The following is a 23,040-nucleotide window of genomic DNA, read 5'->3' as shown; positions in this document are numbered from 1 at the left end:
CAAAACAATAATGTATAACAAAGAATTAGAAGTTTTAAAGAAAAAAAACAGACTCCGTGAAAGAAAAATCTACCCTCAAAACACAATAGACCTTGCCAGCAACGACTATTTAGGCCTCGCCGAAAACAAAACCGTACGCCAAAACGCATTTTCACATGCAATGGAGTTTGACTCCCACGGTGCAAAAGCCTCCATGCTCGTAAACGGATACCACCCCGCACACAGACTGCTTGAAGAAAAATTAAAAGCCCTGAACGGATTTGAAGAGGCTTTGGTACTCGGCAGCGGATTTTTGGCGAATATGGCTCTGTTTGAACTCGGAAGAAGAGGTGATCTTTTTTTAATAGACGAAGAATACCACGCAAGCGGCATAGTTGGAAGCAGACTAACGGGTGCGGAAGTTAGGTTTTTTAAACACAACGACATAAAAGATCTAATCGAAAAATCAAAAGACTGCAAATCCTTCAAGCGTGTGTTTACGGCCGTTGAAGGTGTATATTCGATGGCGGGCGACAAAGTAGATAAAAATATAACCGACTACGCACAGCAAATCGGAACGCTTATAATCGATGAAGCCCACAGCGTGGGGGTTCTTGGTGAAAATCTTATGGGTATTACGGACGAATACAGTCTTAATCCCGAAAAAACAGTCAAAATGGGTACACTCGGAAAGGCGCTTGGAAGCTACGGCGCTTATATTCTGGCAAATGAAGAAATTATTTCATATCTTCTAAACAGGGCGAAAAGCGTAATTTACACCACGGCTCTGAGTCCCGTTGATGCACTTTTGGCATATTACGCCCTTGAAGAGATAGAAAAAAACAGAAATTTTTATAAAAATGAAATAAATAAGAGAAATTTAATCTTAAATTCAGATTCTTTAATTAAAATTCTGCCCGCCCAAGACAATAAAGCACTCCTTTTAAAGCAAAAGCAATTATTTAACCGCAACATACTAATAGGGGCCATAAGGCCCCCAACCGTACAATCCCCGATATTCAGAGTTATTGGACGAGTCAGCGTCGAAATTGATATAATTTCTAAAACGATTGATTTTTTAAAGGAATGATTTGTTTAAAAAAATATTTACTTTTTTTCTGATTTTAGGTTTTTTTGTAACTCTTGGAGTACTCGGTTATTTTATATACCTGTATAACTCCACACGTTTTGCAAGTGAAAAAATCATATACTACAACCCTCCTCTCAGTGCCAAATTTTACGACAGAAACGGAAAACTGTTAGCCATAAAATACAAAAACGAAAACCGCTTTTACGTAAAATACGATGATATTCCCGGGCGTCTCATAGAAACATTAATAGCCACTGAAGACACATCGTTTTTCGAACATGAAGGAATAAACTTCAACGCAATATTAAGAGCTCTCATCAAAGACATCAAAGCCGGTAAAAAAGTCGAAGGTGCTTCCACAATCACACAGCAGCTTGTAAGAAACATCTATCTAAACCGAAAAAAAACTATTGAAAGAAAACTCAAAGAAATGATAATTTCAATGAAAGTGGAACATTTCCTTAGTAAAGAAGACATACTTGAAAGATATTTAAATCAAATTTATTTTGGTCACGGTTATTATGGAATTGCTACAGCTGCATATGGATATTTTCATAAAAATCTAAAAGACCTGACACTGAAAGAAACAGCAATGTTAATAGCCCTCCCAAAAGGCCCTTCATTATATGATCCAACAAAAAATTACGATCTGAATATCAAAAGAGCCGACAGAATTATAAAAAGAATGTACATATTAGGATGGATTTCCCCGAGCGAATACAAACAGGCGATTTTAGAACGTCCTATAGTTTATAAAAAAATGATTCAAAACCAGGCGCCGTACGCGGTGGATACGGCGATAATGAGACTCCTTCCGAAATACAAAGACCTGTTTACAAGAGGGTATGATATTTACTTAACCATAGATCTTCCTACCCAAAAAATAGCCCAAAAAACAATCAAATGGAATAAAGAAAGGGTACTTAAACTAAATCCCGAACTAAACGTAACGCAGCTTAACGGAGCAATGATAAACATCAACCCTCAAACCGGAGAGGTTATGGCAATCGTGGGCGGCGCCGATTATGAAAAAAGCAAATTCAACCGTGCCGTTCAGTCAAGAAGAAGCGTGGGAAGTTCGATAAAACCTTTTATTTACCAAATAGCACTAAACATCGGTTACAACCCGGCAAGCCTTATCCCGGATATCAGCCGTACGTTTAAAATCCCGAGCGACACACCAGAAGAAGATAAATACTGGAAGCCTAAAAACTATGAGAAAAACACTTTGGGTCTTATTACGCTTCGTGAAGCACTCGTACATTCAAGAAACTTGGCTACTATCAATTTAGTCTTATCAATGGGACTTGATACGGTACTTAAAGAGATGTACAATTTCGGTTTTGACAAACTTCCGAACAACCTAAGCATCGCTCTTGGAAGTGTGGGTGAGAGCATGTGGAAATTCAGCGAACTTTATACGATATTCAGCAATTACGGAACAAAAAGCAAAGTGCATATTGTTAAAAAAATAATAATACCAAGAGAAAACATCACAATAACAACCGAACAGAAACACGAATACATAGAACCGGATTATCAGGCATACTTAATCGTAAACATCCTCCAAGACGTTGTAAAAAAAGGTACCGGTAGAAACGCAAGGGTCAGAGGAATAGAAATAGCCGGTAAAACGGGTACTACAAACGATTTCAGGGATGCGTGGTTTTGCGGGTTTACGCCAAACAGCGAAACACTTGTATGGTTTGGAAACGACGACTCGAGTTCACTTGGAAAAAGAATGTCGGGTGGTAGGGTTTCGGCTCCCGCGTTTGCATACTTTTACAAAAACCTGCTTCAGATACACCCTGAACTTATCAGAAAATTCAAAATCCCTAAAGGCGTAAAAACATACGAAATAAACGGACATAAAGAGCTTTTCACAACTCAGTCGCCGCCGCCTAAACAGGAGACTTACGTACCCGTTTTTTAGTGGTACATCTCCACAAACGAAAACCTCAGTTTTTTAAAAAACGAATAAAACTCAATCACCTCTTTTTTTGCGCTCTCAAGATCTATTTCTTTAAATCTGATTTTTCCTCTTCTAAACTGCGAGAGCCTGAAACAGTCAACCGGCAAAACGTTTCCGATTTTAGGGTACCCTCCGATTGTCTGATGCTCTTTTAAAAGCACGATAGGATCTCCGCTTGCCGGAACCTGAACGGTTCCGAAACTTATACCTTCCGAGATGATATCGCCTTTTTCGGGTTTTACACCGCCTTTTAAAACGGCTCCCTGGCGGTTGATCGATTTTAGCTCAAACTCGCTTTTAAAAAACTCTTCCGTGTTAAAAAGATCTTTTTGATGCCCGAGAACAATCCTAAGTTCCAAAACATCCGGCACGTCAACAGAGAGTTTTGAATATCTGTTGGGAATAACCTCGGGAGCTTTAAGGTTTAAAACATCCCCGTCTTTTAATGGCTCTAAGATCTTTTCACGTACGCTGACACTGCAGCTTCCGTATTTTTTTTTCGCGTCAAAACCGTTTTTTACGCAAAAGTATACGAAATTTCCTTTTTTTAAAGGTTTTATTTTTACTATGTCGCCTTTTTTGAGTTTAAAGGTTCTGTTTATTTTATATTTTTGCGAATTTATCTCAATCTCCCCGTCAATTCCGCAAACAGCCGCCGAAAAATCCCTCATAGCCTCAAACTCGAAATTGCCAAACGTTATTTCTACACACGCCTTTTCCTTGTCTCCCAAAAGGGCGTTTGCCAAAAGATACGAAAATTCGTCCATCGCCCCACTGTGAGTAAGCCCTATATCGGTATATCCGGCTCTTCCCATATCCTGTACGGTGCTTAAAAAGCCGCTTTTTATCACCCTAATCAATTTCGCCGCCTCTATTGATAAATTCAGCCCTGCTTACAGGCTCGAATTTGACCCTGTCTCCTACTTTAAGCAGTGAAAAACCCTCAATCTTTTCGCTGAACATCTCTTTATAAGTCCTTGCAATTATATTCCAGCCTCCCGGGCTCTTCATAGGATAAATACCCGTCTGCTCACCGGCGATTCCTACAGAACCTTTGGCAACTTCGCTTCTTGGCGGAATGCGGGGGGTCGGAATATCCACAATCCCCATATACGCAAAACCCGGCAAAAATCCTATCGCGTAAACGTCGTATATTTTTGAGGAGTGTCGTTTTATTACTTCTTTAATACTTATTTTGTGATACTCCGCCACCCTTTTTAAATCATAACCCACACTTTCGTCATAAAACGCCGGTATTATAACCGGTTCTGAAAAACAGATTTCCTCCTGTACGTCTTTTACAAGCATACTTTTTATACTCTCAAGAGCGTCTTCATACGTTCTGTCTATTCCGTACTTAACCAAAACAGTCGTGTATGATGGGGTTACTTCCAAAAAATGAGGCTTTAATATTTCATAATTTTTCATTACAAGCCTGTGTGTCTCAGGTGAAATAACTTCTCCGAATTCAATAATTAAACTGTCAACCCCCGCTACTTTAAACTTCATAAAACTTCTCTTACGGCTTTTATTATTTCAAGCGCCTTTTCATTGTCCCCGTGTACACAGATAGTGTCTACCTTTAGATTCAAAACCTTTTTGTTTTCGCTTAAAATATACCCCTCTTTAAACATCAAAACCCTCTCAAGGATCTCGTTTTTGTCACTTATCACGGCATTTTCTCTGGTTCTTGGCACCAAAAACCCTTCATCCGTATAGTTTCTGTCCGCAAATACTTCGTAAATGAGTTTAACACCGAATTCGTGTGCTATTTTTTCATATTCTTCATTTTTGGAACTGCTAAGAATCATAACGGGCAAATTCAGCCCGGCCGCTGCGTTTAGTACAGCCCTGAAAACTTCCGCATCCCCCATCATATCGTTATAAAGAGCACCGTGGGGTTTTATGTATTTAATATCCGTTTTGTGTTTTTTACAAAACGCATCAAGCGCTCCCGCCTGATAAATTATATAATTTTCAATCTCCATTGCGGAGCATTTCATACTGCGTCTTCCAAATCCCAAAAGATCCGGATATCCAGGGTGTGCACCGATTTCTACACCGCTGTTTTTAGCCAGAAGCACGGTTTTATCCATAATAATCGGATCTCCCGCATGAAACCCGCACGCGATATTGGCCATATCGATAAGAGGCATAATTTCCTCATCCATTCCGAGTCTGTAATGTCCGAAACTCTCACCCAGATCAGCGTTTAATTTAATCATTTTATCATCGTCCTTGGCAGATATAGTGCTATTTCAGGAAACAGTGTAATTACCGCTACTATTAAAATCATTATAACAAAAAACGGAAAGGTTGCTTTAAGAATATAGTCGATTTTTTCACCGGAAATATCCTGTATTACAAAAAGTGAAAACCCCACAGGCGGAGTAATCTGCGAAAGTTCAACCATAAGCACCAGAAATATCCCGAACCACAGAGGATCAAACCCCGCATGAATTATAACAGGAAGCACAATCGGCAGCGTCATAACCACAATGGAAATTCCGTCAAGTATCATCCCTAAAATTATATACATAATGCCTATTACCAAAATCAGCATATAAGGACTGAGGTGCATTGAGGCTATCCATTCACTGACCGCCCTTGCAATTCCCAAATATTCCACCACCTGCGAGAGAAACCCGGCTCCAGCTATAATAAAACTTATCATCACCGTGGTTTTAATCGAATTTAGCATTGAGGTTTTAAAAACATCCCACGTAAGCGTTTTAAAATAAATTGATAAAAGCAAACTCCCAAGAACACCAAGAGCCGCGGCTTCTGTAGGAGTTGCAAATCCTGCATATATACTTCCAAGCACCAGAGCCACAAGCAAAAAAACGGGTATCAGCTCTTTAATAGCCCTTATCCTGTCAGCCCAGGTATACTCTTTTTCGGCTTTGGGGGTTACGTTTTTTTTAATTTTGGAAATGATTATAATATACGCAGAATATGCACTCGCAAGCAACAGTCCCGGCAAAATCCCTCCGATAAAGAGCTTACCGATGGATACATCCGCCAAAACCCCGTAAATAATCATAATTAAACTCGGCGGTATCAAAAACCCGAGTGTCCCGCTTCCGGCAAGAGACCCTATTGCCAGTTTTTTGTCATAACCTCTTTTTTTAAGCTCTTCTAAGGTGATTTTCCCGACAGTTGCGGTAGTAGCGGCGGATGAGCCTGAAACGGCGGCAAAAAGTGAAGACGCCGCCACGTTTATATGAAGAAGTTTTCCCGGAATTTTATTAAACCATGGGATCAGTCCGTTAAACAGTTTGGTGGAAATATCGCTTCTGAATAAAAGCTCTCCCATAAAAATAAACATCGGAAGAGCCGCCAAAGACCAGGAATTAAGCGTATCATACATCGAACTCGCAAGAAGCGAGCCGATTTTATCCCAGATACTGATAACAGGAGGAAGATTAAGTTTAAAAATCAGCATCCCCACTATTCCCGTTACGATCAACGATATCGCTATCCACACACCCATAAGCAAAAACGCAAACATCACAACGACAAGTACCGCCGTGAGTACCAAAGGATCACTTATCATTTACAACCTTTATTAAAAATCCTATAATCGAAAGCATAAAAATAAAAAGCCCCACCACCATAGGTATCTGAGTAAGATATAACGGAGTCTCACTCACACTCTCGCTTACCATATCGTAACTGTATGATTCCCAACATAAAAGAATCGAGCGGTAAAATATAAATCCCACCACCGCCAGTGCGATACTTCCCGCAACAAAATCCATAATTTTTCTTATTTTTTTAGGCATCTTGGAATAAATAATGGTTATTCTTATATGGCCGTTTTCTTTAAAGGTGTATCCAAGCCCTAAAAACACGTAAGCCAGATAAAAATAACCGCTGTACTCATCCACAATCATTGTAGAGTGGTTAAATATTGCACGTGAGAATATCTCCACAAGTATTAGTCCCGTTAACAGTATAAAAGCTATGGAAGAGAAAAAAGCCCCCAGATCCAAGAGCTTTTCAAAAAATTTAATTATTTTTTTCATTGTCTGTATTTTTTAAAGATTTCTTTTACGTCTTTTGGTGCGTCTTTAAGATAGTCGTTCAACATTTTTTCGGCAATACCGTCAAGCTCTTTTTTAAGAGTAGGCGTTGCGTCTTCAACAACCATTCCGTGAGCCTGAAGTGTTTTAAGCGCTTTTGCGTCCTCTTCTTTGGAAACTTTCCATTGCATCTCCTCAGTTTCTCTTGCGGCTCTCATTATAGCTTTTTTCTGAGCCGGAGTCATTGCGTTCCAGTAATCAAGATTGATACTCACTCCCTGAAGAGGATATGCGTAGTTGATTTTTGTAAAATGGCTTAAAACTTCCCAGAATTTACCGTCTTTTCCGGATACCGAAGAAGTAACCACGGCATTTACAAGCCCTGTTCTCAGAGCAGAATAAACCTCAGCCCATGGAAGCGCCACGGCACTTCCGCCTGCAAGCTGAATAAATTTCGCGGAGTTTTTGTCGTATGTTCTAGCTTTAATGCCTTTGAAATCTTTAAGACTTTTAACCGCCCATTTCGTATACAGACCGCTTGGAGGCCAGCTTACCGCATAAAGAAGTTTCTGATTCCACTTTCTGCAAACTTTCTGATAAGCTGGTTTTGAGAGTTCATACAGTCTGTATGCGTCGTCATATGATTTTGCAATAAACGGAAGCGCAGAAATACCGAATACTTTACCCCCGCCCGAAGTAAACGGCAAAAACATATCACTAATAGGCACAACACCGTTTTTTACCGCTTTTAAAGGATTGCCTTTAACAAGGGCGTTTCCGGCATGAACCCTTATTTTGATCGTTCCGTTTGAATATTTTTCAACCAACTTCGCAAACGTTTCGGCACCTTTTGTATGGAAGTTGTTAGGTCCGTAAACACAGTTCATATCCAGTGTCATTGTTGATGCAAGCAGTGCGCCTGCAGTCACCAGCATTGCTGAAATTTTCTTTAACATCGCTTTCTCCTTAGATTAATTTACTATTAATTATAAGGAATTTATTTTAAAATTAGCTTAAAAGTTTAACTCTTTTTTATTTTAAACGTACTGAGCACCCCGGCAAACGAAATTAATACAGCCCCGATCAGCTGATTGAGATTCGGAACCTGCCCCAAAAACAAAAACGCCAAAACCATTGCAAACACTATATCAAGATACTGTAAAACGGATGCGATTGAGACTTTTATGTAATTAAGAGCGTCATACCATAAAAAAAGCGCAAGCGCCGTATGCACCGTACCCGTAATAAACGCTATTACTATCGCCTGAACACTCAAACGCCAGTCACTCAAAAACAAAAAAGGAGCCGTTATAAAAACAGAAATTATTATCTGCCATGCCGTCACGGCGGCTGCTCTGTGGTGCATTGTGGCTATTTTGGAAAAAAACCCGAGAGCTCCGTAACTTACCGCCGCCAAAAGCGCTATAAAAGCACCCTTGCTTAAACTGACTCCCCCGTTACTCACAATCACCCCTACAAAAGCCAAAACAGCCGCAATTACTATAAAAACGTTAATCTCCTCTTTTAAAAAAACAGCCGCCAAAATCAAAGATATAACAGGCCCCGCATAATAAATAGTAACCACAGTCGCCACGTCCGCATAATCAAACGCCCAGAAAAAAAACACCCAGTTAACCCCAAGCGCAATTCCGCTGATAAGCAGGGGCCAAAACGGACGCAGCTTCAAAAATTCCCTTATTCCGGTGCGCCTGACGGCAAAATAGAGTATAAAAGGAAACGCAAACAAGACCCTGAAAAACACAAACACCCCGCTGGGAAGAGATGAATATATCGACATAAGAGGCGTAGATCCCCATATAAACGTCGCCCCTATCATTTCAATAAGGCCTTTTTTTTCATTCTTTATCCCTGAAATATTTATCAATTTTTCAGAGTTTTTTCTAAATTTTCCATTCTCCATTCTCAATTCTCCATTTTCTTAATACCTTCACTTTTCATTTTTCACTTTTAACTTTTCACTAAACTCCTTCGCCCTTTCCACTTCCCCTATAAGAGCCAGATACGCCGCATAAACATTCTCTTCACTGAAGTTTTTTAAAATTTCCCTTCTCTCAAACTCCCTTATACTCACAGCTTCGTCAAATTTAACATTTATATCGCCGTATATAAAAATGCCGTGTTCGTTTTTTACCACGTTTTCGGCGTCAAACTTGTCATGCTTTGCAATAACCCTGATAATTCCGACACCTTTTTTTATTAAATTATTCAGCCTCTCATATACTTCCTCATCAAAAACATCCACAAACACATCTTCTTTAAAATATTTCTCTTTTGGATAATAAATCGTAACGATAAGGGTTGAAGGAGTAAGGGCCGAATAAATATGCGTTTTATCGGCTTCAAATTCCACTGTTTCTCCTGAATGCAGGGTGTGAATATCATCAACACTTCCTACTTTCACATCTCCTTTTAAAACATATATCCTCTCAACCGCCCCCGCAAAATGCGGCTTTGCTATATATTCGGCACTGGTTTTGAGATTCATTTTATAGCTTTCAAATTCATCAGTCTTTTCTATCAAAACTACACTTACACCTTCACCCTTAATTTCACCTTCTCCCACAAGCTCTCCAAAAGGAACCCCCAAAACCTCTGCAATTGCCCAGATGGTATTTATTGTCGGGTTGGTTTTATTTTCTTCTATTTTAAAAAGTGTGGACTTTGCAACCCCGGCACGGCTTGCAAGCTCGCTTAAATTAAGCCCTTTGTTTTCTCTAAAAAATTTTATTTTCTCTCCAAGCGTCATTTCAAACCTTTTGTTTCTTTTAAGAAATTATATCACAAGATTTGTTTCTTTATTAAAAACTGATATAATTTTAAAAAAAGGTTTTTTGTGAAACTTTCTTTAACTCAGGGAATTGCCACTATCGTAATTACGCTTCTTGGAAGCGGCGTGTTTATCGTACCGGCTCTTAGTGCGACATACAGCGGATGGGCCGCACTTGTTTTATGGTTTGTAATAGCCCTAATGATACTGCCTGTTGCGTTTGTATTCGGAAAACTCGGTATTATGTACCCGAGTGCCGGAGGGAGTGCGACGTTTGTAAAAGAGGCTTTCGGTGAAAAAATGGGATTTGCCACAAAACTTCTATACCTTTCAATCATCCCCATAGGTCCTCCGGTTGTAATAATTACGGCCGCTTCATACCTTGCGAGTGCGTTTGGAAGTGAATACCTGATTGAATTTATATTTTTGGCAAGCGGAATTATTCTGATTTTAAACCTGATGAGCCTCACAGTTTCATCAAACATAAACATTGCCGTGGCTGTTACCATAATTACGATAATTTCGACTTTTTTTACCGTTTCACTTTTTCAGAACTTCCATATAAGCGCACATGAATTTCATATAATAAAAACCCTCGGGATAATATTCTGGTGCTTTGTGGGGATTGAAGCGATGAGTCATATTTCACATGAGTTTAAAAACGAAAACGACTTTTTCAAAGCGGTTGTAATCGGGATAATAATCGTTGCGTTTATGTATATGGCGGTTACGTTTTCGCTTCTTGTATTTAACGCATACGGGAATGAAAGCAAAAACCTCCATTCTCTTGTAAGCGTAGCGTCACACATAATGCCTTACGCCGATAAAATTATGGCGGTGGTGGCGTTTATCATATGTATAATGGCTCTGAATTTATACGTTGCATCCCTTACGCGTCTTTTTACGACTCTGAATATCGGGTTTAAAAAGGCTCTTTTTGTTATTATGGGGATTATTTTGGCGGTTAGTGTATTAAAATTTATGTTCAATTTTAAAGTAGATCTTTTAATAACATATTCAAACGGCGTGTTTGTTTTGATCTATTTTTTAGTGTCCCTCTCAGCTCTTAAAATACTCAAAACCAAAACAGCCCTTTTGGCGGTTGTTACAATGGGTGTGATTATTGCGATTTTGGGATTTGATATGGTGTATGCATTAATTATGCTTGGAGTTTTTTATATGCTAAAAAAAGAGGTTTAAAAAACCTCGAAGTTTGCGAGCAGTTTGGAGATTCTTTTTTTAACTTCGTCTTTGCCAAGAATGCTCAGCATTGCGGCTAAATCTATTCCCTTAGTATCACCGACCATTGCGATTCTGAGCGGTGGCATTAAAAATTTTGGTTTAATGCCTTTAAGTTCTAAAAATTCATTCATTACATCATGCCAGTCAACCGGAGTTTTCGGTTCTTTATCGTTTAAGAACACCAAAAATTCCCTTAAATTACTGATAACTTCATCTTTTAGGAATTTCTTAACCGCTTTTTCATTATACTCGGCAGGTGTTGATAACATCTTTTTAATCTCCTCAGCCATTTCTTTAAGCGTTTTTACCCTATCTTTAAGCTCGTCTATTAAAATCTCTTTTTTGTCATGCCCTTCGATATCAACACCGAAATCTTCTTTTAGAAGTTTTACGATTCTCTCATTTGGAGAATTTTTAATATAGTGCTGGTTTAGCCAGTCGAGTTTTTCTTTGTTGTATCTGCTCGGAGCTTTGTTGATATCTTTCGGATCGAAAAGTTTAATCATTTCATCAATCGAAAATATTTCCTGATCCCCGTGGCTCCATCCAAGCCTTACAAGGAAGTTTAAAAGAGCTTCCGGAAGGTACCCTTCTCTTTTGTATTCCATAACGTCAACGGCACCGTCCCTTTTGGACATTTTAGAGCCTTTTTCATTGTGAATCATAGGCACGTGGTAAAATTTCGGCACATCCCATCCGAATGCTTTATATACAAGTACCTGTTTAAATGTATTTGTAAAGTGATCATCTCCTCTTATGATATCCGTCATTCCCATTTCATGGTCGTCTATAACCACAACGAAGTTATATGTAGGTGTTCCGTCGCTTCTTGCAATTACGAAATCATCAACCTGACTTGCGTCGATCTCCGCTTTTCCTTTTACTCCGTCTTCAAAGCCTACTTTTCCACTTAGCGGAGCTTTGAATCTGATTACGTAAGGTTTGTCAAGTTCACCTTTAAAGTCTCTGTATTTTCTAATATCAATCGGAGGCTCTTCACCTTTCATTCTGGCTTCTCTAATTGTTTCAAGCTCTTCTTTTGTAAGATAGCATTTATAAGCCATACCTTTATCCAAAAGTTCTTTTACATACTCTTTATATTTATCAAATCTTTCACTCTGGAACACCACTTCATCATCCCAGTGAAGTCCAGTCCAGTTAAATGCTTCAAGTATTGCGTCAACTGCTTCTTGTTTATTTCTACTAAGATCCGTATCTTCGATTCTGAGTCTAAATTTTCCATTATTTTTCTTAGCCCAAAGCCAGTTAAAAAGCGCGGTTCTAAGCCCACCGATATGTAAATAACCCGTAGGAGACGGTGCAAATCTGGTAATTACCATCAATATCCTTTTTGATGAAATTATATCAAATCATTATTTTTTTGTATTTTATTGATCATAGTCAATTAATTTAAACTTAATATTAGTTAAAATTTGAAAAGTCCGGAAAGGATTGAAAATGGGATTTGTAAAAAACATCTTAAAAAAATTGAAAAAATTCTACTCTTTTGAAGATAAACTGATAAGTGAGCTTAAGCACGATCATCAAAAACTTTTTTCACTGTTTAATAAAATTGAAAAAAATATTCAAAAAAGAAATTATGAAAAAATTCCGGAAATATTAAAGAAATTTCATTATGAATACAGGTTGCATATAATATATGAAGATAATTATTTTTATACATATATGAAAAGAAAATATAAAAACGACGATAAAATACTTGAATTTATAAATCAAAAACAAGAAGAAATGAAATCAATCACAAAAGCTATTGCCGATTTTATAAACAGATTTGATTCAATCAAAGAAATACAAACGGAAAAATTTAAAAATGAATTGCAAAAATTGGGAAAAGCATTAAAATCCAGGGTGGAATTCGAAGAAAAAGAACTTTATACTCTTTATTCCTGAACCTTTTTTTCAATAATTTTTACACTTATCATCACGACAATAACTTCAAGTACTGCCGTAAAAACCAGAACATTATACCAATAATCGCTTATTGTCCCGTTTTGATGTGCAAGTGTAGCCGTTGCGATTAATAACGTTAAAGGCATAGAAAGTGAAAGGGCAAAAAGTATCATTTTTTTTAGTCCTAAAGTAAAATAAAACACTGTCGAAGCAAACACTCTTATTGCAATCATAGCCGCAACAATAATTAAAGAGTCTTTTATCATTTTTAACGATATTAATGATAAATTTAAAGAACTTCCAACATGAACAAAAAATATTGTAATCAAAAATCCGAATCCAAAAGGCGCAAGTTTATGCTCCAAGTCTTTATTATGCTCAAAAAACGTGGCTATAAATACCCCTACGACAAACGCACCAAGTACCACGTCAAGATGTATTTTCATTAAAAACGCGATCATAATAAAGAAAAAACTTATGGCAATCCTTACATCCTGATGGTACTTGTCAACTCCCGGCATAAGATAATGTTTAAGTTTCGGGAACCACCAGAAAAGCGCTCTCATAAGGAAAAATACTATTGCCAAAAACGCTAAAAATAAAAATAGGATTCCTATATTAAAAAGAAGTTTTTTCCCAAATCCGAACTCAAAATATCCGCTCACGACCGTTAATATCAAAATAGAAATAAGTTCTCCCAAAACACCTATTTTAATTGCCAAGTCAAGCCATTCTTTTTTCCCAATTTCTTGTTGAATTGATATCATAAGTCCTATTGAAATCAGCGGCATAATAACTAAAAACACTTTTGAAAAACCGAACATCAGTACAAACACCAAACTAAGAATATTTAAAATGATTAAAAACAAAAGCCCCTTTTTAAAAATAGATTTTTCCATTTTAAATAAATCTTTTAAATTAACTTCCATTCCAGCTAAAAGCATTAAATATAAAAACCCGACTTCCGCAAGAAGGTTAAACATTTCATTATGGTGTATAAGCCCTACCGCACTGAATATTGCCCCAAGCGTTATTTCAACCATAGAAATAGGTAATTTAAGTGTATTACTCAAAAACGGTGATATAAGAAGTATTATTGAAAGAGATATTATCAGTAATTCAGCACTCATTTGCTATTTCAAACCCTTCGTTTAATAAAATTTCAAGATCCCTATCGGGTCTTTCTCCTTTGGTAGTTAAATAATCCCCTATCACAATAGAATTCGCACCGACCTTTAAAGCCTCTGTCCATTCATTGCCAAACACTATTTCCCTTCCTCCCGCTAACATTATTATAGCTTCTTTAAACTCATTTGCAAATCTTTTAACGGTTTTTAAAGCAAAGTCCTTATTGTGAGTAGCCTTTAAAGGAAGTTTTTCATTTTCAATAAAAAAATTAAGTGGAATACCGTTTGGCTTCAACTCTTTTAAAGATCTGATAAAACTTTCAATATCTTCATTACTCTCTCCCATTCCGAAAATTCCACCACAACATAGCTGAAGCCCTACGGATTTGATGTTTTCACACGTTTCAAACCTCTCATCCCATGTATGGGTCGAGCAGATTTTAGGATAATATTCACGGCTTGTTTCAAGATTGTGGTTATATATTTTTACCCCTGCTTTTTTAAGCTCTTTTAAGGAATCTTTTCCCGCCGTACCGTTACATGCTATTATTGAAATATCCACTTCTTTAATAACGGATTTTGCAGCCGAACAAACGTACTCGAGTGTCTTGTCATCAAGACCCTTTCCACTTGTTACAAGACAAAATCCCGTTGCACCGTTTTTTTTGGCGAGTTTTGCTTCATTTACGATCGTTTTTAGATCTTTTTGTTTGTATCTGTTTATATCTGCACCCCATTTAACACTCTGGGTGCAGAATTTACAGTCTTCATTGCAGGCTCCACTTCTTATATTACTAATGGCGCAGAGATATATTTTTTTCATGTTAAGCCTTTGGAAGGGTAAATTCTTTAACCTTCGTTTTCCACTCTTTTGTTTTCACTTTTCTGTAAAAAAGCGTTACGATATATTTTTCATCTGTAATATCAAGGGTCATACATGTTGAAAACCCATGATCCCTGGCACATACTTCTCCGGGATTTAAGATCAGATTTTTACCGTTAAACGTTATGTCAACGTCATGCGTATGGCCGTAAACTATTATATCCGTATCCAAAGGAAACATATATTTGGGATAATGCATAAGTTTCCACGTTTTACCCGCAAGTTTAAAATAATGAGGTTCTGTTGTAAGATTATACTTATCAACAACTTTATATAAATGAAAATCGTTATTCCCAAGAACCGCTACATATCTAACGTGAACTTTTTCAAGATATTCAAGTACCTCTTCTTCCACTATATCACCGGCATGTAAAATAAACTCCACGCCCTCTTTAAGTAAAAGATCAATAACCTTTTTTGCACGTCCGGTTTTTCTGTGTGTATCGGACATAATTCCTATTTTCACATTCTACCTTTACTTTTTAGCTTCTTCTCTGTGTTTACATTTTATGCATTCATAAACATCTTTTTTTCTATATGTACGCTCAGCCATTAAATACCCACATTCCGGACACTTTTTATTTACAGGTCTGTATTTAGAAATAAAATTACACTTAGGATAATTAGCACATCCGTAAAATTCACCTCTTCTTGATTTTCTTTTTACAATATCTCCCCCACATTCAGGACATTTAACATCATCAAGAACTTCAGGTGCGTTTAGGGGCTTGGTGTTTTTACACTTCGGATAATTGCTGCAAGCTAAAAACTCACCGCTTTTCCCTTTTTTAACAACCATATCAGCCCCGCATTTATCACATTTTACATCTGTTTTTTTCTCTTCTTTACTCTCTTCCAGAGGACGGGTATATTTACATTTCGGATAAGAACTACAAGCTATAAACTCTCCGAATCTACCTTTTCTAATTACAAGAGGGGATCCGCAAAGAGGACATGTTTCGTCAATAGGTTTAGCTATTTTTTGTGAAGGAATTTCTTTGTATCCTTTATTTACAAGTTCCATAAACGGATTATAAAAATCTTTTAAAACTTCCTGCCAGTCTTTTTTCGCTTCTGCCACCTCATCAAGCATCTCTTCCATGTTTGCGGTAAAGTTCGCATCCACAATATCTGGAAAATGCTTCTCAAGTGTTTCTATTACACTAAATGCTATTTCTGTCGGATGTAGTTTTTTATCCTTTACCTCCACATAGTTTCTGTTCTGCAGCAGCGTAATAGTCGGTGCATATGTAGAAGGCCTACCAATTCCGAGAGATTCAAGTTTTTTAATAAGACTTGCTTCTGTATATCTTTCAGGAGGTTTTGTAAAGTGCTGAGTTGCTTTGACATCTTCTGGCTTTAATTTTTCACCTTTTTCAAATTCAGGCAGAAGTGTGTTTGCACTCGGTTTACCGTACACTTTATAAAATCCGTCAAATATAAGTTTTCTACCGCTTATTTTAAATTCACCTTTGTCGTTTGCTATATATATGTTTTGTGTTTCAAATTTTGCATCTTTCATTTGTGATGCAAGAAATCTGTTAAAAATAAGTGCGTATAGTTTAAGTTCATCCGGTTTTAGATAGTTTTTTAAATCATCAGGTGTAAGTCTTACATCAACCGGTCTTATCGCTTCATGCGCTTCTTGTGCATTTTGATTTTTCGTAGCATACGTTTTAGCCTGAGCATATTCTTCACCAATGTTTTGTTTTATAAATTCAAGAGCGGCCTGTTGAGCTTCTTTTGCGATATTTAAACTGTCAGTTCTCATATAAGTGATAATTCCGGTTTCACCCACAGGCGTTTTCACACCTTCATAAAGCTTCTGTGCAATCTGCATTGTTTTTCTCGGACTAAATCCGAGCTCGCTGCTCGCCACCTGTTGAAGTGTTGACGTCATAAACGGAGCAGGTGATTTTACGGTAGTCGTTTTAGTCTCTATTTCTCTTACAGTATATTCAAGAGGTTTTAACTCTTCTACGATTTTTTGAGCTTCGTCTTTTGATTTAATATCGAATTTATCAAGCTTTTTACCGTTATATTTAATTAAAGAACCCTCAATTTTTTTAAAAATACCTTCAATACTCCAATATTCTTGAGGTTTAAACGCTTTAATTTCTCTCTCACGATCCACAACAAGTTTAAGAGCAGCACTTTGAACCCGACCGGCACTAAGTCCTTTTTGAATTTTTTTATTAAGCAATGGTGAGAGCTTATATCCCACTATTCTGTCAAGCAATCTTCTTGCCTGCTGTGCGTTTACCCTGTTTAAATCAATGGTTCTCGGATTTTCAAGAGCTTTTTTTATGGCAGTTTTTGTGATTTCATGAAATACAATTCTTGGTAATTCTTCCGGTTTCTTACCAATTACATGCGCTATATGATAACCTATAGCTTCCCCTTCACGGTCTTCATCCGTTGCAATATATATCGTTTCCGCTTTTTTTGCTTTTTCTTTTAATTCTTTTGCAATAGGTTGATGATCAGCCGTTACTCTATATTGAGGAATAAATTTGTCTTCTTCAATTTTTATTCCAAAAGAAGTCTTAGGCAAATCTCTTATATGACCTTTGCTGGCAACAACTTCATACTCTTTTCCCAAAAAGTTTTTTATTGTTCTCGCTTTCGCCGGAGATTCCACTATAATTAAATTTTTAGCCAAAATATATGCCTTTTTTTTGGCGGTATTATACCAAAGATAAATGTTGTCAATATTTTACAAAAATTCTATTAATAATTTTTTTCTAATAATAATGTTAGGAATTTTGCTATAATTAATAACACATTCCTTCAAAACAAAAGGTTTTTTAATTGAACGAACTTATAAAAAATAAAAAGATTTTACTTTTTATAGTTACATTACAAGAAGCTTTCACGGCAGTTGTACCATTTTTCTTATTAACAGCATTTGTAACTCTTTTGCTTTCATTTGCAATATACTTCAATAGCGATATTTTTTTTATTTCTCCAAAAGCCCTTTTATATTTATCTAAAACTCTCCAATCGTTTACTTCTATAGTTGCGGTAATCTCTATTTCATATTTTTTTGCTTTAAGAATTAAAACTTCTCAGATTATTTCAATTATTTTGTCAGTTTGCGTATTTGTAACATTAACGCTTATAGAAAACTCTTCAGTTTATATTTTTAAAGTAAACGATTATACCTCAATCATTAAACTAATTGATGATATTTCTATTCCTTTAATTTTGCCTTACGGTTTCACACCTGCGACTTTAATTTCCCCTATTTTATCCACATATTTACTTAAATATTTTTATCCAAAGCTTACTCTTAACATTAGTGCAATGGATGGAAATTATCATATATATAAACTCTTTAATTATTTATTCGTTTTTTTCGTAGCATATTTCGTTGCTATAATCCTTTATGTCTTTGTAAATTTTTTCATGAATATATTTTTCCATGAATTTAATCCGTTGGAAATGAATATTCCGGATGTGCTTATTTTAATAATACGGGATTTTATGGTGCAGGTTTTATGGTTTATAGGTATTCATGGAAGCCATACGGTAAATGGACTTTTCGGAAAAGCCATTCTTTTTAAAGAAGTATGTCCAAATCTTACATACGGTGAATTCAATAGAATGTTCGTTTTGATCGGAGGTGCGGGTATAGGACTTGGTATGTTAATATCATTTTGGATTTTTATCAAAGACAGAGCCCTTAGGTATATTACTAAAATATCAACTCCTTTTGTGTTTTTTAACATTAATACGCTTTTAATATATTCTATTATTGTCTTGAACAGATTTTTTCTTATTCCTTTTATCTTTTTACCGTTACTAAACATTATTATCGCATATATATTTTTACACATCGTACATATTGATTTCACTCACTATTACGTATCATGGACTACACCCGTTTTTATCGACTCATATCTGAAAACGAATGGCAATATTTTAGTTATATTACTACAGGTGTTTTTGGTTATTATTGATACGTTGGTATACATGTATTTCACCAAAAAATTCGTCACTTCAAACTCATATTCTTCTCATATTGACATATTAGAAAAAAACTTGGAAATTCCTGTAGAAATAAAGTCAAAAGAAGGGATTTACGCATTCAAAGCCCACAAAGAATTAATTGCCGCACAGGCGAAATTAGATGAAGTGATCAATTCTCTAAATAAAGACACACTAAAAATCTATTATCAGCCTCAAATAGATATTACAAACAATTCTTGCAATAAATTCGAAGCGTTAATAAGACACAGCATAAATGGAAAAATCACCGGACCGGAATTTCTTCCCATAATTGAAGAAGCCGGCTTAGCCCCTATTATAGACATATGGGCATGTAAAGAAGTTAAAAAACATTTAAACCTATGGGAAAAAGAAGGTTTCAATCCCCAAATAAGCATAAATCTTCACCCTGATACGTTAAAAAGTAAAGACGCAATTAATAAAATAATAGACATATTATATGAAAAAAATATAATGTTTGAAATTATTGAAAGAAGCTTTTTATATGGAAAAATTGCTGAAAACAACGTCTACAGGCTTCAAAACAACGGATTTAAAATAGCAATTGACGATTATGGAATAGGTTATTCAAGTTTGGAAATAATAACAAAACTAAAAATTGACGAACTGAAAATCGACAAATCTTTAATCGATATTATTAATACGGAAAAAGGATTTGCAGTTTGCAAACATACGGTTAATCTATGCCATGATTTATATTATAAAGTTGTCGCGGAAGGAGTTGAAACAAAAGAACAGTATGAAAAGGTAAAATTAATAAACATAGATTATGTTCAGGGGTATTATTTTTCACCTGCACTTCCATTTAACCGTGTACACACTTTTTATACAGAGTTTAATAAACACATATAAAAATAAAAGTTGCGATTGCAACATTTGATATAATTCCAAAAATTTTAAAGGCCAGGAGATTGAAATTTCTTTTAAATAAAAGAATTGTAGCGTTTATAATTACTTTACAAGAAGCATTTGTCGCTGTTATTCCTTTTATTATTTTTACAGCATTTTTAATGCTGTTTTATATCTTTATAAATTATTTTAATATAAGTTTTATACCTAAAGACCTTTTGGACAAATTTACAAAAACTGTAACATCTTTCACTTCTTTAATAGCAACTGTTTCCATTGCTTTTTTTGTTGCAAAAAGAATAAAAGTTTCAGAAATTATCGCTATTATTTTATCAATCGTTACATTTTTATCTATTACGGTATATGAAAATCCGAAATTTCCATTAATACTGCCTTATGGATTTACCACGGCTACAATTTTTGCACCGATAGTAAGTACCTATTTCCTAAAAATTTTATATCCGAAATTTTCATTGCATATTAATTTAACGGACGGTAATTATCATATATACAGATTTTTCAATTATATTTTTGTATTTTTTGCAGCTTATATCGCCACAATGGTGCTTTATATTTCCGTTGACGCTATTATGGACATAATTATAGATAAATACAATCCGCTGGTTATAAATCTTCCTAATATTATTATTTTGGCAATAAGGGATTTTTTGGTTCAACTGTTTTGGTTTATTGGAATACATGGTGAACATATGGTAAACGCTCTTTTCGGAAAAGAGATATTATTCAGACAGATGTTTCCTAATTTAACATACGGAGAATTTCATAGAATTTTTATAAATATAGGTGGTGCCGGTGTAGGGTTAAGCTTGTTGATAGCCCTTTTAATACATGCAAAAGACAACACCGTAAAAACATTATCAAAAATTGCTGCTCCGTTTGTTATTTTCAATATTAACGATATTATTATTTTCTTAATTGTAGTATTTAACAGATTTTTATTTTTGCCTTTTGTGTTTTTACCTTTGTTGAATCTTATTCTTGCTTATATTTTTATCAATATCGTTCCTTTAAGTTTTTCAACTTATCATGTAATTTGGTCAACTCCGGTATTTATTGACGGCTTTTTAAAAACCAATTCTTTTATCGTTCCGGCTTTTCAATTATCTCTTATAGTAATTGACACGATAATTTATTCTCATTTTATTAAAAAATATTTTGAAATACAGTCCCTTGAAAACAAAAAATATATTCTTCAAAACAATCTGGAAATAAAAGACGAAATAAGAGCAAAAAAAGATATTAAAGCTTTTTTAGCCAATCAGGAATTAATAGAAGCAAATACAAAATTGAATGAATTAATTAACGATTTAAATCAGAACAATCTGCTTATATATTATCAGCCAAAAATAGACCTGAAATACAATAAAGCTCAAAAATTTGAGGCCCTAATAAGATATAACGATAATGGGCAAATAAAAGGTCCTTTTTTCTTAGATATTATTGAAAAATCCGGACTTGCACCTATTATAGATATATGGGTATGCCAACAAGTAAAAGAAGATTTGCAAACATGGCAACTCCAAAACTTTTTCCCACAAATAAGTATAAATCTTCATCCTGATACATTAAAAAGTAGTGATGCAATGGACAAAATAATTGAAATGTTTAAAGACGAAAACGTTGTTTTTGAAGTTATAGAAAGAAGTTTTGTTGATAGTAACGCAAAAGAAAACATTAACAAATTAATACAACACAAATATTTGATTTCTATTGATGATTTTGGTGTAGGGTATTCATCGTTAGAGACATTAATCAAAAATAAATTTGATGAACTCAAACTTGACAAAACACTTATAGATGAAATAGAAACCAAAAAGGGATTTTTAGTTTGTCAAAATACTGTTAATCTATGTAAAGACTTAAATATTAAAGTTGTTGCTGAAGGTGTTGAAACAAAAGCCCAACTTAACAGTTTAAGATTTATGGATGTAGATTATATTCAGGGATACTATTTTTCACCTGCTTTACCGTTTGAAAAAGTAAAAGAGTTCAGTGAGAACTTTAACTTAAGCGATTTTTAAAATCCTCATAATGAAACTCTCTTGCCTTATAAATTGATCCGTCTTTTCTTTTTATGATTATATCCGGAAGTTTGATTCCGTTAAATGCTGTATTTTTAACCATCGTATAAATAGCCATATCCTCAAATATAACCTTGTCTCCTATTTCAAGAGGCTTATCAAAACTGTAATCTCCTATAACGTCTCCGGCAAGACAGGTAACACCCCCAAGTCTGTAGGTGTATTTTTTCTCATTTGGTTCTCCTGCTCCTCTTACCACGGGTCTATATGGCATTGCAAGGACATCGGGCATATGAGCTTCGGCAGATGTATCAAGTATAGCTATTTTCATACCGTTGTCAATTATATCAAGCACTTCGGCGACCAAATATCCTGCATTTAGTCCTACTGCTTCACCTGGTTCAAGATACACATCTTTTATATTCGGATATCTGCTTCTAAACGCTTTAATCATTTCAATTAAATGTTCGACATCATACCCTTCTCTTGTAATATGATGGCCTCCACCGAAATTCACCCACTCCATATCTTTAAGATATTCACCGTAAAGTTTTTCAAATCCTTCAAGCGTTCTCTCAAGCGCATCATCAAGCTGTTCACACAGAGCGTGAAAATGCAGACCGCTTACGTTTTTAAGTTTATCTGCCTTGAAATTAACCTTTGGGATCCCAAGACGGCTAAATGGTGCACATGGATCATATAAAGGTACAGGAGAACTTGACACTCCGGGATTCACCCTAAGCCCGATAAGTGATTTGTCTTTTACCCTATTTTCGAATCTTTCAAGCTGATTGAAGCTATTAAACACCACTGTATGCGATATATCTGCAACTTCATCTATTTCGCTATCTTTAAAAGCAGGGCAGTAAGTATGAACTTCCCACGGTTTCATATTTGCTAATTTTGCTTCCCAAAGACCGCTGGCAGTTGCCCCGCTTAAATATTTCTCAAGCAGATCAAACGTTGACCATGTTGCATATCCTTTAAGAGCTACAAGAATTTTAGCATCCGCTTCTTTTTGAACTCTGTCTAAGACTTTCAGATTTTTTTCAAGGAGTTTTTCTTCTATAACATAAGCAGGAGTATTAATATTCATTCCCAACCTTTTTAATGAAATTATA

20 protein-coding genes are annotated in these 23,040 nt (G+C 35.6%); 6 read left to right on the top strand and 14 right to left on the bottom strand.

What is annotated here, in order from left to right; genetic code table 11:
- The first annotated feature begins 10 nt into the window (after positions 1–10).
- Positions 11–1,069, top strand: coding sequence for an aminotransferase class I/II-fold pyridoxal phosphate-dependent enzyme (locus NAMH_RS00630; protein ID WP_015902241.1), 1,059 nt, complete (start codon positions 11–13; stop codon positions 1,067–1,069).
- A gap of 1 nt (position 1,070) precedes the next feature.
- Entirely contained in the window at positions 1,071–3,002 is a 1,932-nt protein-coding gene (locus NAMH_RS00625; RefSeq protein ID WP_012663586.1) for a transglycosylase domain-containing protein, read from the top strand.
- Here NAMH_RS00625 and NAMH_RS00620 read toward each other — a convergent pair.
- The 8 genes from NAMH_RS00620 to NAMH_RS08905 form a co-directional block, all read right to left on the bottom strand.
- Positions 2,999–3,892 carry a 5-oxoprolinase subunit C family protein gene (locus tag NAMH_RS00620; RefSeq protein ID WP_228368724.1) on the bottom strand — a complete coding sequence of 298 codons (894 nt, stop codon included), beginning with the start codon at positions 3,890–3,892 and terminating at the stop codon, positions 2,999–3,001. The two genes, NAMH_RS00625 and NAMH_RS00620, sit on opposite strands and share 4 nt — an antisense overlap.
- A gap of 1 nt (position 3,893) precedes the next feature.
- Positions 3,894–4,550, bottom strand: a complete 657-nt coding sequence (locus tag NAMH_RS00615; protein WP_015901828.1) for a 5-oxoprolinase subunit B family protein — start codon at positions 4,548–4,550, stop codon at positions 3,894–3,896.
- Positions 4,547–5,266, bottom strand: coding sequence for a 5-oxoprolinase subunit PxpA (locus NAMH_RS00610; RefSeq protein WP_012663804.1), 720 nt, complete (start codon positions 5,264–5,266; stop codon positions 4,547–4,549). The genes NAMH_RS00615 and NAMH_RS00610 overlap by 4 nt, the downstream gene beginning before the upstream one ends.
- Positions 5,263–6,597: a TRAP transporter large permease gene (locus tag NAMH_RS00605; protein ID WP_015902023.1), complete on the bottom strand. Its 1,335-nt coding sequence runs from the start codon at positions 6,595–6,597 to the stop codon at positions 5,263–5,265. The genes NAMH_RS00610 and NAMH_RS00605 overlap by 4 nt, the downstream gene beginning before the upstream one ends.
- Positions 6,587–7,069, bottom strand: coding sequence for a TRAP transporter small permease subunit (locus NAMH_RS00600; protein WP_012663968.1), 483 nt, complete (start codon positions 7,067–7,069; stop codon positions 6,587–6,589). Before NAMH_RS00600 ends, NAMH_RS00605 begins: the two co-directional genes overlap by 11 nt.
- Complete coding sequence (locus NAMH_RS00595; protein ID WP_015902207.1) at positions 7,066–8,022, bottom strand: TRAP transporter substrate-binding protein; 957 nt, start codon at positions 8,020–8,022, stop codon at positions 7,066–7,068. Before NAMH_RS00595 ends, NAMH_RS00600 begins: the two co-directional genes overlap by 4 nt.
- Before the next feature lie 65 nt (positions 8,023–8,087).
- Positions 8,088–8,987: a DMT family transporter gene (locus NAMH_RS00590; protein WP_015902038.1), complete on the bottom strand. Its 900-nt coding sequence runs from the start codon at positions 8,985–8,987 to the stop codon at positions 8,088–8,090.
- A 27-nt stretch (positions 8,988–9,014) separates the two neighbouring features.
- Positions 9,015–9,833 carry a helix-turn-helix domain-containing protein gene (locus tag NAMH_RS08905; protein WP_012663584.1) on the bottom strand — a complete coding sequence of 273 codons (819 nt, stop codon included), beginning with the start codon at positions 9,831–9,833 and terminating at the stop codon, positions 9,015–9,017.
- A gap of 87 nt (positions 9,834–9,920) precedes the next feature.
- Here NAMH_RS08905 and NAMH_RS00580 point away from each other — a divergent pair, with 87 nt between their 5' ends.
- Complete coding sequence (locus NAMH_RS00580) at positions 9,921–11,054, top strand: amino acid permease (protein ID WP_012663440.1); 1,134 nt, start codon at positions 9,921–9,923, stop codon at positions 11,052–11,054.
- Here the strand turns inward: NAMH_RS00580 and gltX are convergent.
- Entirely contained in the window at positions 11,051–12,436 is a 1,386-nt protein-coding gene (gltX, locus tag NAMH_RS00575; RefSeq protein ID WP_015902627.1) for a glutamate--tRNA ligase, read from the bottom strand. The two genes, NAMH_RS00580 and gltX, sit on opposite strands and share 4 nt — an antisense overlap.
- A gap of 118 nt (positions 12,437–12,554) precedes the next feature.
- Here gltX and NAMH_RS00570 point away from each other — a divergent pair, with 118 nt between their 5' ends.
- Positions 12,555–13,007 (top strand): hemerythrin domain-containing protein, encoded by a 453-nt coding sequence (locus NAMH_RS00570; RefSeq protein ID WP_012663753.1) that lies wholly within the window; start codon positions 12,555–12,557, stop codon positions 13,005–13,007.
- Here the strand turns inward: NAMH_RS00570 and NAMH_RS00565 are convergent.
- Genes NAMH_RS00565 through topA form a run of 4 tightly spaced genes read right to left on the bottom strand, consistent with a single transcriptional unit; the run spans position 12,998 to position 17,679 of the window.
- Positions 12,998–14,137, bottom strand: coding sequence for a cation:proton antiporter (locus NAMH_RS00565; protein ID WP_015902598.1), 1,140 nt, complete (start codon positions 14,135–14,137; stop codon positions 12,998–13,000). The two genes, NAMH_RS00570 and NAMH_RS00565, sit on opposite strands and share 10 nt — an antisense overlap.
- Positions 14,127–14,957: a biotin synthase gene (locus tag NAMH_RS00560; RefSeq protein WP_015901898.1), complete on the bottom strand. Its 831-nt coding sequence runs from the start codon at positions 14,955–14,957 to the stop codon at positions 14,127–14,129. The genes NAMH_RS00565 and NAMH_RS00560 overlap by 11 nt, the downstream gene beginning before the upstream one ends.
- A gap of 1 nt (position 14,958) precedes the next feature.
- Complete coding sequence (locus NAMH_RS00555) at positions 14,959–15,483, bottom strand: YfcE family phosphodiesterase (RefSeq protein ID WP_015902628.1); 525 nt, start codon at positions 15,481–15,483, stop codon at positions 14,959–14,961.
- Positions 15,484–15,492: 9 nt separating this feature from the next.
- A complete protein-coding gene (gene topA / locus NAMH_RS00550; RefSeq protein WP_015902075.1) occupies positions 15,493–17,679 on the bottom strand; it encodes a type I DNA topoisomerase in 2,187 nt (728 codons plus the stop codon).
- Positions 17,680–17,828: 149 nt separating this feature from the next.
- Between topA and NAMH_RS00545 the strand changes: the two genes are divergently transcribed.
- A complete protein-coding gene (locus NAMH_RS00545; protein ID WP_015902806.1) occupies positions 17,829–19,880 on the top strand; it encodes an EAL domain-containing protein in 2,052 nt (683 codons plus the stop codon).
- A 59-nt stretch (positions 19,881–19,939) separates the two neighbouring features.
- On the top strand, positions 19,940–21,919 hold the full coding sequence (locus tag NAMH_RS00540) for an EAL domain-containing protein (protein WP_015902401.1): 1,980 nt from the start codon (positions 19,940–19,942) through the stop codon (positions 21,917–21,919).
- On the opposite strand, the gene nspC is transcribed toward NAMH_RS00540, so the two are convergent.
- Positions 21,900–23,015 (bottom strand): carboxynorspermidine decarboxylase, encoded by a 1,116-nt coding sequence (gene nspC / locus NAMH_RS00535; RefSeq protein ID WP_012663927.1) that lies wholly within the window; start codon positions 23,013–23,015, stop codon positions 21,900–21,902. The two genes, NAMH_RS00540 and nspC, sit on opposite strands and share 20 nt — an antisense overlap.
- Between the last annotated feature and the right edge of the window lie 25 nt (positions 23,016–23,040).

It is taken from the genome of Nautilia profundicola AmH, from assembly GCF_000021725.1.
GTDB classification, from domain to species: domain Bacteria; phylum Campylobacterota; class Campylobacteria; order Campylobacterales; family Nautiliaceae; genus Nautilia; species Nautilia profundicola.
This window is presented reverse-complemented; position numbering and strand designations above follow the sequence as displayed.

What these genes read in the sequence shown, in the direction of transcription:
- NAMH_RS00630 (WP_015902241.1), top strand. Translation starts at nt 11, where the DNA reads ATGTATAACAAAGAATTAGAAGTTTTAAAGAAAAAAAACAGACTCCGT.
- NAMH_RS00615 (WP_015901828.1), bottom strand. Translation starts at nt 4,550, where the DNA reads ATGAAGTTTAAAGTAGCGGGGGTTGACAGTTTAATTATTGAATTCGGA.
- NAMH_RS00610 (WP_012663804.1), bottom strand. Translation starts at nt 5,266, where the DNA reads ATGATTAAATTAAACGCTGATCTGGGTGAGAGTTTCGGACATTACAGA.
- NAMH_RS00605 (WP_015902023.1), bottom strand. Translation starts at nt 6,597, where the DNA reads ATGATAAGTGATCCTTTGGTACTCACGGCGGTACTTGTCGTTGTGATG.
- NAMH_RS00600 (WP_012663968.1), bottom strand. Translation starts at nt 7,069, where the DNA reads ATGAAAAAAATAATTAAATTTTTTGAAAAGCTCTTGGATCTGGGGGCT.
- NAMH_RS00595 (WP_015902207.1), bottom strand. Translation starts at nt 8,022, where the DNA reads ATGTTAAAGAAAATTTCAGCAATGCTGGTGACTGCAGGCGCACTGCTT.
- NAMH_RS00590 (WP_015902038.1), bottom strand. Translation starts at nt 8,987, where the DNA reads ATGGAGAATGGAAAATTTAGAAAAAACTCTGAAAAATTGATAAATATT.
- NAMH_RS08905 (WP_012663584.1), bottom strand. Translation starts at nt 9,833, where the DNA reads ATGACGCTTGGAGAGAAAATAAAATTTTTTAGAGAAAACAAAGGGCTT.
- gltX (WP_015902627.1), bottom strand. Translation starts at nt 12,436, where the DNA reads ATGGTAATTACCAGATTTGCACCGTCTCCTACGGGTTATTTACATATC.
- NAMH_RS00570 (WP_012663753.1), top strand. Translation starts at nt 12,555, where the DNA reads ATGGGATTTGTAAAAAACATCTTAAAAAAATTGAAAAAATTCTACTCT.
- NAMH_RS00565 (WP_015902598.1), bottom strand. Translation starts at nt 14,137, where the DNA reads ATGAGTGCTGAATTACTGATAATATCTCTTTCAATAATACTTCTTATA.
- NAMH_RS00560 (WP_015901898.1), bottom strand. Translation starts at nt 14,957, where the DNA reads ATGAAAAAAATATATCTCTGCGCCATTAGTAATATAAGAAGTGGAGCC.
- nspC (WP_012663927.1), bottom strand. Translation starts at nt 23,015, where the DNA reads ATGAATATTAATACTCCTGCTTATGTTATAGAAGAAAAACTCCTTGAA.